This is a genomic window from Streptomyces sp. NPDC035033 (genome assembly GCF_040636735.1).
Taxonomy (GTDB): Bacteria; Actinomycetota; Actinomycetes; order Streptomycetales; family Streptomycetaceae; genus Streptomyces.
This window is the reverse complement of the sequence record NZ_JBEZUZ010000115.1, coordinates 4,309-19,902: the sequence shown is the minus strand read 5'-3', so window position 1 is coordinate 19,902 and position 15,594 is coordinate 4,309. Positions and strand designations below refer to the sequence as shown.

Below are 15,594 nucleotides of genomic sequence, written 5' to 3'. Positions count from 1 at the left end.
TGGCGCCCCCGGCCCCCGCCCACCCGCTGCTGGGCACGGTCGTGGAGCTCGCGGACGGCGCGACGGTGCTGACCGGCGAGGTCTCCGCCGCCGGCGGGGCCGGCGACCACCGGATCCGCGGCGAGGCCGTCCTCCCCGGCACGCAGGGCCCTCCCGCCCGGAAAGGCCCCGCCGGCCTTCTGCCGTACGAACGGAAGGGCGGCCACCCCCGAGGGGGTGGCCGCCCTTTTCGTGCGCCTACAGGCCGCTTACTTGCCCTTGGCGGCTTCCTTGAGCTTGGAGCCCGCGGAGACCTTCACGCTGTAACCGGCCGGGATGTTGATCGGGTCGCCGGTCTGCGGGTTACGAGCGGTGCGAGCGGCACGGTGGGTGCGCTCGAAGGTCAGGAAGCCGGGGATGGTGACCTTCTCGTCGCCCTTGGCGACGACCTCACCGACGGTCTCGGCGAGGGCGGCCAGCACGGCGTCGGCGTCCTTGCGGGTCACCTCGGCGCGATCGGCCAGCGCGGCCACCAGCTCACTGCGGTTCATGTTGTTACTCCCGTGTTCTTCTTGCCTGTGAGGCGTGAGATCGAAGCCGATGCTGCCAGGGGCCTCGGACAGTCCCCGGAACCGGGTCTGCCTCTCGTGATCCCTCGCGCCCTGGGGGTCCCCCCTGGACGAAGTCCTCGGGGGAGCATCCTGCCCCCACCAGCGGCGGGAACGCCAATCCGGCACCCCATGGGGTCACACGAAAAGCGCCGGATCCCTCTGGTGGTGACGTAGCGTCGACTCCCCGCAAACGGTGCGGAGCCGAAAAGCCACCCTAAAGGCGGGTTTACGGCTCCGCGAATCGCGACACGCTCGCGCGGGGCTCCGCGGGGGCTCCCCGGGGCCTCAGGCGCCCGCGCCCGCCGCCTTCGCGGCGTTGCGGACCGCCCCGGCCACGGCGCCCGCGACCTTGTCGTTGAAGACGGACGGGATGATGTAGTTCGGGTTCAGCTCGTCCTCGGTGACGACGTCCGCGAGCGCGCTGGCGGCGGCGAGCATCATCTCGGTGTTCACCGTCCGGGACTGCGCGTCGAGCAGGCCGCGGAAGACGCCGGGGAAGACCAGGACGTTGTTGATCTGGTTCGGGAAGTCCGAGCGGCCGGTGGCGACCACGGCGGCGGTCTGCCGCGCGGCGGCCGGGTCGACCTCCGGGTCCGGGTTCGCGAGCGCGAACACGATCGAGTCCTCGGCCATCGCGGCCACGTCCTCGGCGCCCAGCAGGTTCGGGGCGGAGACGCCGATGAAGACGTCGGCGCCGACCACGGCCTGCTTGAGGGTGCCGGTGACGCCCTCGGGGTTGGTGTTGTCGGCGATCCAGCGCAGCGGCGAGTCGGCCGGGGCGTCCACCAGGTCCTCGCGGCCGGCGTGGACGACGCCGTGGATGTCGGCGACGACGGCGTGCTTCACGCCGGCGGCGATCAGCAGCTTCAGGATGGCCGTGCCGGCCGCGCCGGCGCCGGACATGACGACCCGGACGTCCCCGATGCCCTTGCCGACGACCCGGAGGGCGTTGGTGAGGGCGGCGAGGACGACGATGGCGGTGCCGTGCTGGTCGTCGTGGAAGACCGGGATGTCCAGGGCCTCGCGGAGCCGGGCCTCGATCTCGAAGCAGCGGGGCGCGGAGATGTCCTCCAGGTTGATGCCCGCGAAGCCGGGGGCGATCGCCTTCACGATCTCGACGATGGCGTCGGTGTCCTGGGTGTCCAGGCAGATCGGCCAGGCGTCGATGCCGGCGAAGCGCTTGAAGAGGGCGGCCTTGCCCTCCATGACGGGCAGGGCGGCCTTCGGGCCGATGTTGCCGAGGCCGAGGACGGCGGAGCCGTCGGTGACGACGGCGACCGAGTTGCGCTTGATGGTGAGGCGGCGGGCGTCCTCGGGGTTCTCGGCGATCGCCATGCACACGCGGGCGACGCCCGGGGTGTAGATCATCGAGAGGTCGTCGCGGTTGCGGATGGGGTGCTTGGACGCCATCTCGATCTTGCCGCCGAGGTGCATCAGGAACGTCCGGTCGGAGACCTTGCCGAGGACGACGCCCTCGATGCCCCGCAGCCGCTCGACGATCTCGTCGGCGTGCGCGGTGGAGGTCGCGGCGACGGTGACGTCGATCCGGAGCTTCTCGTGGCCGGAGGCGGTGACGTCGAGGCCGGTGACGGAGCCTCCGTGGGACTCGACCGCCGCGGTGAGCTGCGAGACGGCGGTGCCGCTCGCGGGCACCTCCAGGCGGACCGTCATCGAGTACGAGACGCTGGGCGCCGTTGCCATGGCCGGGTTCCTCTGCTTTCCCTAGCTTCGTTGCTACGCCGCCCCGGCTGGTTGCCCGGCGACGCCCTCCGATGGTCGCACCTACCTGCCGGTAGCAGGTAATGCGGTCATTTTGTTTTCGGAAAGTAGTTTCCACCATACGAGAGTTGCGGGAACAACAGAAGAGGCCCCGGTCATCGGAAGACGACCGGGGCCTCAACTTCGTATGTACGTCTAAGTGACACCGACCCGCCATGCTCGCCTCGCGGCAAGTGGTCCCTCTGAGGGACGAAGGTTGGGCCCGGGGGCTTGGATCGAGCCGGTGTCACGACAAGGCTAACAAACACCCCCCGGAGGCGATTCCCCCGGCGCGGGACGACTTTCGGTCAGTCCCGCAGGAGGTCCGGGACGCCCGCCCCGTCCGGCAGGTCCCGCTCCCCCGCGAGGACGGTCAGCGCCTGCGTCGAACGGGTGAGGGCCACGTACAGCACCCGCAGGCCGGCCGGGGACTCGTCGGCGATCTCGGCCGGCGAGACGACGAGGGTGGCGTCGTACTCCAGGCCCTTCGCCTCCAGCGAGCCGAGCGCGACCACCCGGTCGCCCAGGCCGTCGAGCCAGCGGGCGGCCTCCCCGCGCCGGTCCATGGCGACGACCACGCCGACCGTGCCCTCCACCTCGGCGAGCAGCCGCTCCGCCTCGGACCGCACGGTTCCGGCCAGGTCGTCGCCCTTGCCGACGGCGACGAACCGGGGCTCGACGCCGGTCGAGCGGACCGCCCGCGGGGACTCCTTGCCCGGCATGGCGAGGGCGAGCACCTTGGCGGCCAGCTCGGCGATCTCCGCCGGGTTGCGGTAGTTCACGGTCAGCTCGAAGCGGCGGCGCGGCCGGGAGCCGAGCGCCTCGTCGCGGGCGGCGGCCGCCTCGTCCGGGTCGGACCAGGAGGACTGGGCCGGGTCGCCGACGACCGTCCAGGTGGCGTGCCGGCCGCGGCGGCCGACCATCCGCCACTGCATGGGCGTGAGGTCCTGCGCCTCGTCGACGATGACGTGCGCGTACTCGGTCCGCTCGGCGGCGAGCCGCTCGGCCCGCTCGCGCTGGGTCTCCTCCCGCACCGGCATCAGCTCCTCCAGGCCGGTGAGCTGGTCCAGCGGGTCGTACTCCCGCTTCTTGCGCGGCCGGGCGGGGGCGCCGAGCAGGGTGTGCAGCTCGTCGAGGAGGGCCACGTCGTGGACGGAGAGGCCGGGGCGGCGCAGCGAGCGGGCGATCCGGCGGACCTCGCCGGGGTTGAGGACCCGGCGGGCCCAGCGGCCGAGCCGCTTCTCGTCGGCCATGGCGTCCAGGACCTGACGGGGGGCCAGCTCGGGCCACCAGGCGTCGAGGAAGCCGAGGAAGGAGTCCTCGGTGGAGACGTCCTCGTCGAAGGAGGAGCGCAGCTCGGCGGCGAGCTCGGGGTCGCTGTGCCGGCCCGCGGCGCCCGACTTGGCGTAGAGCGCGTCGAGGAGGAGCCGGCGGGCGCGGGGCCGGAGCAGGTTGACGGGGGCGGTGCCGGAGAGCACGTTCTGCCGGATCCGCCGCAGCTCGCCCTCCTCCAGTTCGAGCCGGCGCCCGAAGGCGACGACCCGGAGCAGCTTCGGCGTGTCCGGGCCCTCCAGGGCGCCGCGCGCGGCCTTGCGGAGCACCGCGAGCATCCGCGACGACCCCTTGACCCGGGAGACGGCCGGCTCGTCGTACGCGTCGGCCTCGGCGCCGTCGACCAGGTTGCCCAGCGCCCGGATCGCGACCTGCCCCTCCTCGCCGAGGGAGGGCAGCACGCCCTCGGTGTACGAGACGAGCAGCGGGGTCGGCGAGACGATGAGGATGCCGCCCGCGTACCGCCTGCGGTCCTGGTAGAGCAGGTACGCGGCCCGGTGCAGCGCCACGGCGGTCTTCCCGGTGCCCGGGCCGCCCTCGACGTACGTGACGGAGGCGGCGGGGGCGCGGATGACGAGGTCCTGCTCCGCCTGGATGGACGAGACGATGTCCCGCATGGTGTGCGAACGGGCCTGCCCGAGCGCGGCCATGAGGGCGCCGTCGCCGATGACGGGCAGCTCGGCGCCGTCGAGGGTGGCCTTCAGCTCGGGGCGCATCAGGTCGTCCTCGACGCCGAGGACCCGGCGGCCCTTCGACCGGATCACCCGGCGGCGGACGACCCGGCCCGGCTCGACGGGCGTGGACCGGTAGAAGGGGGCGGCGGCCGGGGCGCGCCAGTCGATGACGAGCGGGGAGTAGTCGGCGTCGAGGACGCCGATGCGGCCGATGTGCAGGGTCTCGCCGATGTCGGCGGTGTTGTCGGGCCGGATGGCGTCCTCGGCGGGCTCCACGGAGGTGTACGCGCCGTCGGGCCCCTTGACCCCGTCCTTCCCGTACAGCAGGTCGATCCGGCCGAACAGGAAGTCCTCGAACTCGTTGTTGAGCCGGTTGAGGTGGATGCCGGCCCGGAAGACCTGGGCGTCGCGCTCGGCGAGGGCGCCGGGCGTGCCGACGTGCCCCTTCCGGGCGGCGTCGTTCATCAGGAACTCCGCCTCGTGGATCTTCTCCTCCAGGCGGCGGTAGACCTGGTCCAGATGTTCCTGCTCGACGCCGATCTCACGGTCTCTGACCGTGTCGACGGCTTCCTGCGCGGCCACTAAGGCCCCCTTCTGACGTGCACTGGGCAGCCGTCAAAGGTACGCCACCGGTGGCCGCCGTGTCAGGCGCGGGGCGGGTCCTGATCGTGCAGGATCCGCTGGAAGAGGTGGTGGTCGCGCCAGGCGCCGGCGATGTGCAGGTACCGGGGGGCGGTCCCGATCCGCTCGAACCCGGCCTTGGCGAGGACGCGCTGCGAGGCGTGGTTGTCCAGCAGGGTCGACGCCTCGATCCGGTGCAGCCCCAGTCCGTCCCGCGAGGCGCGCAGCACCTCGGCGACGAGGGCGGAGGCGATGCCGCGGCCGGTGTGCTCGCCGTCGACCCAGTACCCGAGGGAGGCGCTGCGGAACGGTCCGAGGACGATGCCGGAGAGGATCGCGGCGCCGACGATCCGCCCGTCGGCGCGGACGGCGAACCACCGGCGGCCGCCGTCGGCCAGGCGCTCGGCCTGGGCCTCGGCCGTGTAGTACCGCTCGGGCCGGTACGGCTCCGTGGCGCGCATGTGCGCCCGGTTCCGCGCGAGCGCGTCCGCGAGCGCGGCGGCGTCCTCCGCCCGCCCCTCCCTGACCCCCACCCCATCGATCACCCCTCCACGCTACCCCGCCACCCCGAGCCGCACCCGCCGTTTCATTGTGGGCTGCGCCCGCCGCTCCGTTGTGGGCAGGCGTTCCGCACCCGCCGCCCCGTCGCGGGCTGCGCCGCCGTTTCGTTGTGGGCTGCGCCCGGCGGGGCTGGTTGCGGTGCCGCCGCGCCGCCGTTGCGTTGTGGGCAGGCGTTCCGCAAGGGGCTGGGGGTCCCCCCTGGACGAAGTCCTTGGGGGAGGGTGGGCACAACGGAACCGCACCCTTAGCGGTGCCTCCGCGACCGGGCCTGAACCCGCACCCGTACGGAGCCGTACAAGGGGTGCGGGCCCAGGCCCGGAAAGCCTAGGCCCGGCAGAGGGCGCCGTCCCTGTGCCCACCCGTCCCGCCCCAGCGGGACGCCTGCCCACAGAGACGCCGGGGCGCAGCCCGCAGGGACGACGGGGCGCAGCCCGCACCAAGGGGGCGACGGGGCGCGGCCCGCACGGGCGGGGGGTGGTCAGGGGGTCGGGTCGTCGGCCAGGGGGTCCAGGGAGAGGCGGTAGCCCCGCTTGACCACGGTCTGGATCAGCTTGGCCGCCCCCAGCGACACCCGGAGCCGCGCCATCGCCGTCTCGACCGCGTGCTCGTCCCGCCCCGCCCCCGGCAGCACCCGCAGCAGGTCCGCCCGGGAGACGACCCAGCCGGGCCGGTGGGCCAGCCGGTCGAGGAGGGCCATGCCGGCGGGCGGCACGGGGCGCAGCTCGCCGTCGACGAGCACCGCGTGGCCCCGGATCTCCAGCCGGTGTCCGGCGACGGGCAGCACCCGGGACCGCGCGGGCAGCTCGGTGCAGAGCAGCTGCACGAGCGGCCCGAGGCGGAACCGTTCGGGCTGGTGCGTCGGGATGGCCTCGGCCTGGAGCGGGAGGGCCGTCACGGGCCCCACGCACACCGTGAGCACCTCGTGCCGCAGCGCCTCGACGACCCGGTCCCGCACCCCCCGCTCCGCCGCCCGCGCGAAGAGCGACGCCGCCGCCGGCGCGCTGGTGAAGGCGACCGCGTCGACGGAGCCGGAGAGCACCGCGTCGAGGAGCCGGTCGAGCGGCCCGAGGTCCTCCGGCGGCATCCACCGGTACACCGGCACGCCCAGCACCGTCGCCCCGGCCGCGACGAGCGCCTCGACGAAGCCGGGGAGCGGTTCGCCGTGGAGCTGGACGGCGATCCGCCGCCCGTCGACGCCCTCGGCGAGGAGCCGGTCGAGGACCTCGGCCATGGACTCGGAGGAGGGCGACCAGGTCTCGGTGAGCCCGGCGGCCCGCACGGCACCCTTGACCTTGGGCCCGCGGGCGAGGAGTTCGACCCCGCGCAGCGCGTCGAGGAGTTCGGAGCCGTACCCCCAGCCCTCGGCCGCCTCGACCCACCCGCGGAAGCCGATCGCGGTGGTGGCGACGACGACGTCCGGCGTGTCGCCGATGATCTCCTTGGTGGCGTCGAGGAGTTCGGTGTCGTCGGCGAGCGGGACGATCCGCAGCGCGGGGCCGTGCACGACGGCCGCGCCGCGCCGGCGCAGCAGGGCGATGAGTTCGTCCGCGCGCCGGGCCGCGGTGACACCGACCGTGAAGCCGGCCAGGGGTCCGTGTTCGTGCTGGTCCATGGGCATCGAGAGTGGCGCGGACGCGTGACGGTCGGGGTTCACGCGTATTTCCTGGTCGTTACGGTACGCGCCCTGCACCCCGGCTCACACCTCCGCGTATCCGGGCCGGTGCTCCGGCTCTTCGGCGGACTCGGCGGTGTCGGGGACGACGGGCGGGCGGCGAAGGTATACCGCCCAGGTGACGGCCATGCAGGCGGCGTAGAAGGCGAGGAAGGCGACGAAGGCGCCGGTGCCGCTGCCGACGGTCTGGAAGGACTGCCGGAAGGCGAGGTTGATGCCGAGGCCGCCGAGGCCGCCGATGGCCCCGATGAGGCCCATGGAGGCCCCGGAGAGCCGCCGTCCGTACGCCTCCGCGGGCTCGCCGCTCAGGCCCTTGCGGTGCCCCTGGGCGAGGAAGATCGCCGGGATCATCTTGAAGGTGGAGCCGTTGCCGAGGCCGCTGAGGACGAAGAGGGCGATGAAGCCGACGAGGAAGACGGCGAGCGACTCGATGACGGAGGCCCAGATGACGATGCCGGTCGCGGCGGACATCGCGGCGAAGGTGGCGAGGGTGATGCGGGCGCCGCCGTGCCTGTCGGCGAGGGAGCCGCCGAAGGGGCGGATGAGGGAGCCGAGCAGGGGGCCGATGAAGGTGAGCGAGGCGGCCTGGAGCGGGGTGCGGCCGAACTGGGTCTGGAGGACGAGGCCGAAGGCGAAGCTGTAGCCGATGAAGGAGCCGAAGGTGCCGATGTACAGGAAGGCCATGATCCAGGTGTGGCGGGCCCGGACGGCCTCGCGGAAGGCGCCGGTGTCGTTCTTCACGGGCGTGAGGTTGTCCATGAAGAGCGCGGAGCAGACGGCGGCGACCACGATGAGCGGCAGGTAGACGCCGAGCACGATCCTCGGGTGCATCGCGCCGGCGGTGCCGATGACGAGGAGGCCGACGAGCTGGACGACGGGGACGCCGATGTTGCCGCCGCCCGCGTTGAGGCCGAGCGCCCAGCCCTTCTTCCGCAGCGGGAAGAAGGCGTTGATGTTGGTCATGGAGGAGGCGAAGTTGCCGCCGCCGACGCCGGTGAGCGCCGCCACCAGGACGAAGGTGGAGTAGGACGTGCCCGGTTCCATCACCGCGTAGGCGAAGCCGGTCGGCAGGAGCAGCAGCAGGGCGCTGAAGACCGTCCAGTTGCGCCCGCCGAAGCGGGCGACGACGAAGGTGTACGGGATGCGGATCAGCGCACCGACGAAGGTCGCGGTGGCGATGAGGAAGAACTTCCCGGCGGGGTCGATGCCGTACTCGGGTCCCATGAACAGGACCATCACCGACCACAGGCTCCAGACGGAGAAGCCGATGTGTTCGGAGAGGACGGAGAAGGCGAGGTTCCGCTTGGCGATCCGTTCGCCCTTCTCCCGCCAGAAGGTCTCGTCCTCCGGCTCCCACACGTCGATCCAGCGCCCGCCCATCTCGCACCTCCACGGTGTCGGATCCCGTCTCGGATCCCGGTGGTGCCGACGCTAGGAAGGCCGCGTTTCATGGCCGTGCCGTGAGGTGTCGTCGACGGAACCTTGCCCTCACCCGGACGGGACGGACGGTGTGAGCGGGTTCCCTCACCGCGCCTCCGGGACCCCCGGCTCGCCGTCCGGCAGCCAGGAGCCGGGCGGGCGTTCCAGCCAGCCCTCCCGCTCGCCGAGTTCGGCGGCGGCCGCGCGGAGGGCGTCGAGGCCGGGGTGGCGCAGGCCCTTGCGCCACACGAGGCTGACGGGCGAGAGCGGGACGGGGTCGACGAGGGGGCGCAGGACGCAGCCGGGCATGGGCGGGAAGCCGGTGACGGCGAGCACCGGGTGCCGGTGCTTGGCCATGATCCGCTGGAACTCCTCCTTGCCGACGGCGAGCGGCGCGGGCGGCGCGAGGTGGATGCCGCGGCCGGCGAAGAGCCGGGTGGCGAGGTCGGTCCACTCGGGGGTGCGGTCGTTGCCGGCGCCGGCGTAGAGGCGTTCGCCGGCGAGCCGGCCGAGCGGCACCTCGGGCAGTCCGGCGAGGGCGTGGTCCTCGGGCAGGACCACCGCCATCGCCTCGTACCGCACGAACTGCGCGTCGAGCCGGGCCCGCAGGCCGGGCGCCAGGCCGCCGTACCGGCCGAAGGAGGCGTCGAGCCGGCCGGCCAGGATCTCCCGCGCGGCGCCGGTGAGGCCGGACTCGAAGCGGGCCATCAGCTCCAGCTCGGGGGCGCGTTCGCGGGCGCGGCGCAGGATGCGGTCCTGGACGAGGCCGGGCGAGTTGAGGTCGACGAGGAGGGGGCGGTGCTCGGCCCGGAAGGCGTCGCGGAGCGCGTCGTGGGCGTCGAGGACGCGGCGGGCGTACGGCAGGAGCCGGTCGCCGTCCGGGGTGAGCGCGACCTGCCGGGTGGTCCGTACGAAGAGCTGGACGCCCAGCTCGCGCTCCAGGCGCCGGATGTCGCGGCTGAGCGCCTGCTGGGCGACGTAGAGCCGTCCGGCGGCGCGGGTGAAGTGCAGTTCCTCGGCGACGGCGGTGAAGGCGCGCAGCAGCCGGGGCTCGGTGTCGTACGGAGTGACCACCGCCGCATTCAACAACACAGGTGCGTGAATGGCGACCGTACAGGTGTTGGACGGCCCGGGCCCTCCGGCCGGAGCCTTGCGGCATGCCTCAGCAGCACCTCGTCCCCACCCCCGCCGGCCCGGGCCTGGCCCCCCGCTACCGCAAGCGCCCCGCCGCGCTCCCGGCCGGTCCCGCCGGCCCGCGCGCGAAGGCGCCCCGCAACCCGTACCTGCGGCTCTTCGCCCTCCCCGGCACGCGCGCGTTCACCGCCGGGAACCTGATCGCGCGGCTGCCGGCCGGGATGTTCGGGGTCAGCGAGGTGATCATGATCTCGGCGGCGTACGACTCGTACGCCCTGGCGGGTTCGGTCACGGCGACCGGGCTGGTGGCGAGCGCGGTGACGGCGCCGTGGGTGGCCCGGCTGGTCGACCGGCACGGGCAGGCCCGGGTCGCCGTCCCGGCCGCGGCCCTGGCCGCCCTGGGCCATCTGGCGCTGCTGCTCTGCGTCCGCGGGCACGCGCCCGCGTGGGCGCTGTTCTGCGCGATCGCGCTGACCGCCACCACCCCGAACACGGGCGGCATGTCCCGGGCCCGGTGGGCGCACCTGCTGCGCGGCGACGCGGCCGCCCTGCACACGGCGAACGCCTTCGAGCAGGCCGCCGACGAGCTGTGCTTCATGCTGGGTCCGGTGCTGGCGGCGGGGCTCTGCTCGGCGCTCTTCCCGGAGGCGGGCGCGCTGGCGGCGGCCCTCCTCTTCCTGACGGGCGTCCTGCTCTTCGCGGCCCAGCGCTCGACCGAGCCGCCGGTCGCCCCGCGCACCGCCGCGGGCTCGCCGCTGCGCGCGCCCGGGATGCCGTCGCTGCTGGTGGTCTTCCTGGCCACGGGCGCGATCTTCGGCTCGATGGAGGTGACCACCCTGGCGTACGTGGACGGCCCCCTCGCGGGCCCGGTCCTGGCCCTCCAGGCGGCGGGTTCCTGCGCGGCCGGCCTTCTCTACGGCCGGGCCCGCCGCACGGCCGGCCTGCGGGCCTGTCTGGCGGCGATGACGGTTCTGATGGCGGCCCCGCTGCTCGTGTCCGGGACGGGTTCGCTCCTCGCGCTGGCCGCCGGTCTCCTGGTGGCGGGCATGGCGACGGCCCCCACGATGGTCACGGGCATGGCCCTGGTCCAGCGGCTGACCCCGCCCGCCCAGCTGAACGAGGGCATGACCCTGGCCGTGACCGCCCTCCTGGGCGGCATCGCGGTCGGCTCGGCGACCGCCGGCTGGACCGCCGACCACGCCCCCTCCCCCGCCCTGGGCTTCGTCCTGCCGGTGACGGCGGCGGCGACGGCGCTGGCTCTGTGCGCGGCGACCGGGGTCGGCCGCCGCGCGCGGGACTGACGGGCACGGCATGACAGAGGCCCGGCGGCCGCTCGCGCGACCACCGGGCCTCTGCCCACATGGGATGAGTGGAGATGGCGGGAATCGAACCCGCGTCCAACGGTGCGGAACCAGGGCTTCTCCGTGTGCAGTCTGGTGCGATTTTCTCAGCCCTCCGGATCACCCAGACAAGTCCGGAACGGGCTCAGTCACTGTTTGATTTCCCTCTTCACCCCGTGACCGGGATCAAGGTTTAGTTCCCTAGCTGATGCCAGGATCCGGGTCGGGAACAGCCCCGGGCTGACACTTCGCGAGTCGCTACTTAGGCAGCGAGGGCGAAGGAATCGCGCTTGGTGTTGGCGATTATTGGTTTCGGCGCGTGGTTTACGAGATCATTGCCGCTTCCTCGACACGCTTCCCCTGCTTCGACATCCGCTGTCGAAACCGATCATCCCCATGTTGATTTTTCAAACCGCGCACCCTCGGTGGAGTGCGCTGCCCATGGTACGTGAACCGTGGGCACGGTTGCCAGCGGATTGACGCCGGCGGGCTCAGCGCTCCTGCGCGCGCTGGCGCCGCTTCGCCGCCGCGATGGCCCGCGCGGTCTCGCGAGTGTCCTGCTTCTCCCGCAGGGTCTGCCGCTTGTCGTACTCCTTCTTGCCCTTGGCGAGCGCGATCTCGCACTTCACCCGGCCGCCCAGGAAGTACAGGGCGAGGGGCACGATCGTGTGACCGGTCTCCGACGCCTTCTGCTCCAGCTTGTCGATCTCCGCCCGGTGCAGCAGCAGCTTCCGCTTCCGCTTCGCCGAGTGGTTGGTCCAGCTGCCCTGCATGTACTCGGGGACGTGGATGTTGTACAGCCACGCCTCGTGGCCCTCGATCTGGACGAAGCCGTCCACCAGCGAGGCCCGCCCCATCCGGAGCGACTTCACCTCCGTGCCCATGAGCGCCACGCCCGCCTCGTACGTGTCGAGGATCAGGTAGTCGTGGCGCGCCTTCTTGTTCTGCGCGATGAGCTTGCGCTCCGGCCCCTTGTCCTGGGCCTTCTTGGCAGGCTTGCCCTGCACGTTGACGAGTCCCTTAGCCATAGTGCGGTCATTTTCGCACTACGAGCCCCCTCCGAGGCCACTCAATACCGTGCGGGCCCGTTCCTCGGCCCGCTCCCCGGCCGGCAGGTCGGGGGCGAGGCCCCGGCCGTCGACCTCGCGGCCCGCGGGGGTGCGGTAGTGGCCCACGGTGAGCTCGGCGACGGAGCCGTCCGGCAGGGTGCTCGGCATCTGCACCGAGCCCTTGCCGAAGGTGGGGGAGCCGACGGTGACCGCCCGGCCCCGGTCCTGGAGCGCGCCGGTGAGCAGCTCGGCCGCGCTCATGGTGCCGCCGTCGATCAGCGCGACCAGCGGCCGACCGGTGTCCCCGCCCCGCTCCGCGTACACGGCGCGCTGCTCGCCCTCGACGTCGTACGTGGCGACCAGGCCGCCGTCGAGGAAGGCGGAGGCGGCGACGGCGGCCTCGTCGACCAGCCCGCCGGAGTTGCCCCGCAGGTCGAGCAGGACCCCGGCGCCGGCCGGGGCGGCCCGGACGGCCTCCCGCACCCGGGCGCCGGCGCCCTTGCTGAAGGCGGAGACCCGGATGACGACGGTCCGGTCGTCGGGCCGGCTGACGGTGACCGGGTCGGTCGCGAGCCGCTCCCGGCGCAGGGTCTGGGTCCAGGTCATGCCGGAGCGCCGGATCCGCAGGGCCACGGTGGAGCCGGGCACGCCGTCGCCGCGCAGCAGGGAGACGACCTCGGAGACGGACAGGCCGTCGGTGGCGCGTCCGTCGACGGCGAGCAGCCGGTCGCCGACCCGCACCCCGGCCTTCCCGGCGGGCCCGCCGGCCCGCACCCGGGTGACCTCGACGCGGCCCTCCGGGGACGTGCGGCCCGCGGAGAGGCCGACGCCCGTGTAGGCGCCGTCGAGGGACCGCTCGAACTCGGCGTACTCCCGCCGGTCGTAGACCGCGCCCCAGCGGTCGCCGCTGCGGCTGACGAACTCCTCGGCGGCCTGCTTGCCGGACTTGCCGTCGGCGACGGCCTCGGCGGCGGCGCGGTGGAGGGCCGCCCGGTCGAGGACGGCCCGCTCCCCCGCGTCGGTACGGGGCTCCCGCCCGGCACCGTCCTCCCGGGGCAGCGCGCCGGTCGCGGCGGCGGTGGCGAGGACTCCGGTGAAGACCAACGTGAGAACGGCCCCCCGGACGACTCCGCGGGGCCGGGGACAGAAGGGCACGGGGCCGGCCGGCATGGCGCCCACTCTAGGACAAGGAGAAGGCGCCCCAGGGGGTTTGCCCCCGGGACGCCCTCCGTCCTCCGTGGTCTCTTCTCACACCTTCAGGTACTTGCGCAACGCGATGAACGCGGCCACGGACGGCATCAGCAGGCCGATGACGATCACCAGCGGCAGCTGGGCGAGGACCACGTCCCAGCCGATGAAGTTCACCAGCGGCATCTGCTCGGCCAGGTTCAGGCCGTGGTCGACGAGGAAGTACCGGCCGGCCACGAGCAGCACGCAGGCGAAGGCGCCGCCGATGAGGCCGGAGAAGGCGGCCTCCATGATGAACGGCATCTGGATGTAGAAGCTGGAGGCGCCGACCAGCCGCATGATGCCGGTCTCGCGGCGGCGGCTGAAGGCCGAGACGCGGACCGTGTTGATGATCAGCATCAGCGCGATCACCAGCATGAGCAACATCAGCGCGACGGCCGCGTAGTTGACGCTGCGCATCATGTTGAAGAGCGTCTCCAGGATGGAGCGCTGGTCCTGGACGGACTCGATGCCGTCCCGGCCGGCGAAGGCGGTCGCGACCACCTTGTACTTCTCCGGGTCCTTCAGCTTCACCCGGATCGACTCCTGCATCTGGTCCGGGGTGATGACGGAGGCGATGGCGGTGTCGCCGTACTGCTCCTTGTAGTGCTTGAAGGCCTCCTCGGCCGTCTCGTGGATGACGTTCTCCACGATGTCCATCTTCTTCAGATCGGCCGTGATCTGCTCGCGCTGCTGCTTGGTGACGGCGCCCTTGGCGCACTTCGGCGAGGACGCGGCGTCCGTCTTGTTGCAGAGGAAGATGGAGACGTTGACCTTGTCGTACCAGTAGTCCTTCATCGTGGAGACCTGCTCGCGCATGAGCAGGGCACCGCCGAAGAGGGCCAGCGACAGGGCCACGGAGACGATGACGGCGAAGGTCATCGTCAGGTTGCGCCGGAGGCCGACGCCGATCTCGGAGAGCACGAACTGAGCGCGCATGGTGTTCTGGTTCCCCCGCCGTCAGTGCTGGTAGCCGTAGACGCCGCGCGCCTGGTCGCGGACGAGGCGGCCCTTCTCCAGCTCGATGACGCGCTTGCGCATCTGGTCGACGATGTTCTGGTCGTGGGTCGCCATGACGACGGTGGTCCCTGTCCTGTTGATGCGGTCGAGCAGCTTCATGATGCCGACGGAGGTCTGCGGGTCGAGGTTGCCGGTCGGTTCGTCGGCGATCAGCAGCATCGGGCGGTTGACGAACGCGCGGGCGATCGCGACGCGCTGCTGCTCACCGCCGGACAGCTCGCCCGGCATGCGGTCCTCCTTGCCGCCGAGGCCGACCAGGTCGAGCACCTGGGGCACGGCCTTGCGGATCTCGCCGCGCGGCTTGCCGATGACCTCCTGGGCGAAGGCCACGTTCTGCGCGACCGTCTTGTTCGGCAGCAGGCGGAAGTCCTGGAAGACGGTGCCGAGCTGGCGCCGCATGTGCGGCACCTTCCAGTTGGAGAGGCGGGCGAGGTCCTTGCCGAGGACGTGCACCTGCCCCTGGCTGGCGCGCTCCTCGCGCAGGAGCAGGCGGAGGAAGGTCGACTTTCCGGAGCCGGACGAACCGACGAGGAAGACGAACTCCCCCTTCTCGATCTCCAGGGAGACATCCCGGAGCGCGGGGCGGTTCTGCTTCGGATAGGACTTGGAGACGTTGTCGAATCGGATCACGGATGCACCACGGTCGGCCGGGAGTAGGTGTGCGTGACCTTACGCGAACCGGGAACCCCCGCGCAGTCGCGGTCCTGACTTGCGTGCTTTATCCTTTTTCGCCCTCCGGGACGGGGCGGGGCCGTTCGCGACCGGGGCGCGCCGGAACCTCGCGGAGCTGGCACAGTGGTAGGGGGAACGTCCGGATCGTGCCGGACGTTGTCCTGGTGAGCCCCCTGCGGGAGGAGGAGAGCGTATGACCTACGACCGACTGGTGTGCGCCAGCTGCGCGGCCCCGGTCGCCGAGGGTCGCTGCCCCGTCTGCCGGGCCAGCCGTGAGCGCCTGGCACCGCAGGGCCTGTCCCCCGCGATGGTACTGGCGCTGGTGATCGCCCTGCTGGGCACGCTGGCGCTGCTGGCGGCGGTGCGCACGGTCTAGGCGCGACCGGCGGCCCCCGGGGGCCGCACACGAGCCGGAACGGTCGAAGGGCCGGGGAGGAGCTACCAACACCGGCAAATTTTTTTTAAGACGGAGCTGCGGGGGCCGCGCGGCCCACCGAAGAACTTACAGATTTTAGTGTATTAAAA

The 15,594-nt window shown here is 72.6% G+C and carries 14 protein-coding genes and 1 other RNA gene; 2 read left to right on the top strand and 13 right to left on the bottom strand.

Features of this window, described 5'->3' with window-relative positions:
- The 8 genes from AB0E83_RS31385 to AB0E83_RS31350 all read right to left on the bottom strand — a co-directional run.
- A partial coding sequence (locus tag AB0E83_RS31385; RefSeq protein ID WP_362119462.1) for a hypothetical protein occupies positions 1–206 on the bottom strand: 206 nt, incomplete at its 3' end.
- Positions 207–248: 42 nt separating this feature from the next.
- Positions 249–530, bottom strand: coding sequence for an HU family DNA-binding protein (locus AB0E83_RS31380; protein ID WP_017237029.1), 282 nt, complete (start codon positions 528–530; stop codon positions 249–251).
- Between the two features lie 345 nt (positions 531–875).
- Positions 876–2,291, bottom strand: coding sequence for an NAD-dependent malic enzyme (locus tag AB0E83_RS31375; RefSeq protein ID WP_362119459.1), 1,416 nt, complete (start codon positions 2,289–2,291; stop codon positions 876–878).
- 365 nt (positions 2,292–2,656) lie between these two features.
- Positions 2,657–4,936: a UvrD-helicase domain-containing protein gene (locus tag AB0E83_RS31370; RefSeq protein ID WP_362119456.1), complete on the bottom strand. Its 2,280-nt coding sequence runs from the start codon at positions 4,934–4,936 to the stop codon at positions 2,657–2,659.
- A 62-nt stretch (positions 4,937–4,998) separates the two neighbouring features.
- A complete protein-coding gene (locus AB0E83_RS31365) occupies positions 4,999–5,520 on the bottom strand; it encodes a GNAT family protein (RefSeq protein ID WP_362119453.1) in 522 nt (173 codons plus the stop codon).
- A 494-nt stretch (positions 5,521–6,014) separates the two neighbouring features.
- Positions 6,015–7,148, bottom strand: a complete 1,134-nt coding sequence (locus AB0E83_RS31360; protein ID WP_362119450.1) for a uroporphyrinogen-III synthase — start codon at positions 7,146–7,148, stop codon at positions 6,015–6,017.
- Positions 7,149–7,232: 84 nt separating this feature from the next.
- On the bottom strand, positions 7,233–8,588 hold the full coding sequence (locus tag AB0E83_RS31355) for a nitrate/nitrite transporter (RefSeq protein WP_362119447.1): 1,356 nt from the start codon (positions 8,586–8,588) through the stop codon (positions 7,233–7,235).
- 144 nt (positions 8,589–8,732) lie between these two features.
- A complete protein-coding gene (locus tag AB0E83_RS31350) occupies positions 8,733–9,701 on the bottom strand; it encodes a LysR family transcriptional regulator (RefSeq protein WP_362119444.1) in 969 nt (322 codons plus the stop codon).
- An 83-nt stretch (positions 9,702–9,784) separates the two neighbouring features.
- Between AB0E83_RS31350 and AB0E83_RS31345 the strand changes: the two genes are divergently transcribed.
- The gene (locus tag AB0E83_RS31345; protein WP_362119441.1) at positions 9,785–11,062 is read left to right on the top strand and encodes an MFS transporter; all 1,278 of its coding nucleotides are present in this window, start codon (positions 9,785–9,787) and stop codon (positions 11,060–11,062) included.
- A 66-nt stretch (positions 11,063–11,128) separates the two neighbouring features.
- Here AB0E83_RS31345 and ssrA read toward each other — a convergent pair.
- The 5 genes from ssrA to ftsE form a co-directional block, all read right to left on the bottom strand.
- Positions 11,129–11,497, bottom strand: a transfer-messenger RNA (tmRNA) gene (ssrA, locus tag AB0E83_RS31340).
- 95 nt (positions 11,498–11,592) lie between these two features.
- The gene (gene smpB / locus AB0E83_RS31335) at positions 11,593–12,129 is read right to left on the bottom strand and encodes an SsrA-binding protein SmpB (RefSeq protein WP_051716858.1); all 537 of its coding nucleotides are present in this window, start codon (positions 12,127–12,129) and stop codon (positions 11,593–11,595) included.
- Positions 12,130–12,147: 18 nt separating this feature from the next.
- Positions 12,148–13,320 (bottom strand): S41 family peptidase, encoded by a 1,173-nt coding sequence (locus tag AB0E83_RS31330; protein WP_362119437.1) that lies wholly within the window; start codon positions 13,318–13,320, stop codon positions 12,148–12,150.
- A gap of 78 nt (positions 13,321–13,398) precedes the next feature.
- The gene (gene ftsX, locus AB0E83_RS31325; RefSeq protein ID WP_319009394.1) at positions 13,399–14,316 is read right to left on the bottom strand and encodes a permease-like cell division protein FtsX; all 918 of its coding nucleotides are present in this window, start codon (positions 14,314–14,316) and stop codon (positions 13,399–13,401) included.
- A 21-nt stretch (positions 14,317–14,337) separates the two neighbouring features.
- A complete protein-coding gene (ftsE, locus tag AB0E83_RS31320; RefSeq protein ID WP_053648390.1) occupies positions 14,338–15,027 on the bottom strand; it encodes a cell division ATP-binding protein FtsE in 690 nt (229 codons plus the stop codon).
- A 235-nt stretch (positions 15,028–15,262) separates the two neighbouring features.
- On the opposite strand from ftsE, the gene AB0E83_RS31315 reads away from it, so the two are divergent.
- Complete coding sequence (locus AB0E83_RS31315) at positions 15,263–15,445, top strand: hypothetical protein (RefSeq protein ID WP_362119434.1); 183 nt, start codon at positions 15,263–15,265, stop codon at positions 15,443–15,445.
- Positions 15,446–15,594 lie beyond the last annotated feature (149 nt).

What these genes read in the sequence shown, in the direction of transcription:
- AB0E83_RS31360 (WP_362119450.1), bottom strand. Translation starts at nt 7,148, where the DNA reads ATGGACCAGCACGAACACGGACCCCTGGCCGGCTTCACGGTCGGTGTC.
- AB0E83_RS31380 (WP_017237029.1), bottom strand. Translation starts at nt 530, where the DNA reads ATGAACCGCAGTGAGCTGGTGGCCGCGCTGGCCGATCGCGCCGAGGTG.
- AB0E83_RS31315 (WP_362119434.1), top strand. Translation starts at nt 15,263, where the DNA reads ATGACCTACGACCGACTGGTGTGCGCCAGCTGCGCGGCCCCGGTCGCC.
- AB0E83_RS31375 (WP_362119459.1), bottom strand. Translation starts at nt 2,291, where the DNA reads ATGGCAACGGCGCCCAGCGTCTCGTACTCGATGACGGTCCGCCTGGAG.
- ftsX (WP_319009394.1), bottom strand. Translation starts at nt 14,316, where the DNA reads ATGCGCGCTCAGTTCGTGCTCTCCGAGATCGGCGTCGGCCTCCGGCGC.
- AB0E83_RS31355 (WP_362119447.1), bottom strand. Translation starts at nt 8,588, where the DNA reads ATGGGCGGGCGCTGGATCGACGTGTGGGAGCCGGAGGACGAGACCTTC.
- AB0E83_RS31330 (WP_362119437.1), bottom strand. Translation starts at nt 13,320, where the DNA reads ATGCCGGCCGGCCCCGTGCCCTTCTGTCCCCGGCCCCGCGGAGTCGTC.
- AB0E83_RS31345 (WP_362119441.1), top strand. Translation starts at nt 9,785, where the DNA reads ATGCCTCAGCAGCACCTCGTCCCCACCCCCGCCGGCCCGGGCCTGGCC.
- smpB (WP_051716858.1), bottom strand. Translation starts at nt 12,129, where the DNA reads ATGGCTAAGGGACTCGTCAACGTGCAGGGCAAGCCTGCCAAGAAGGCC.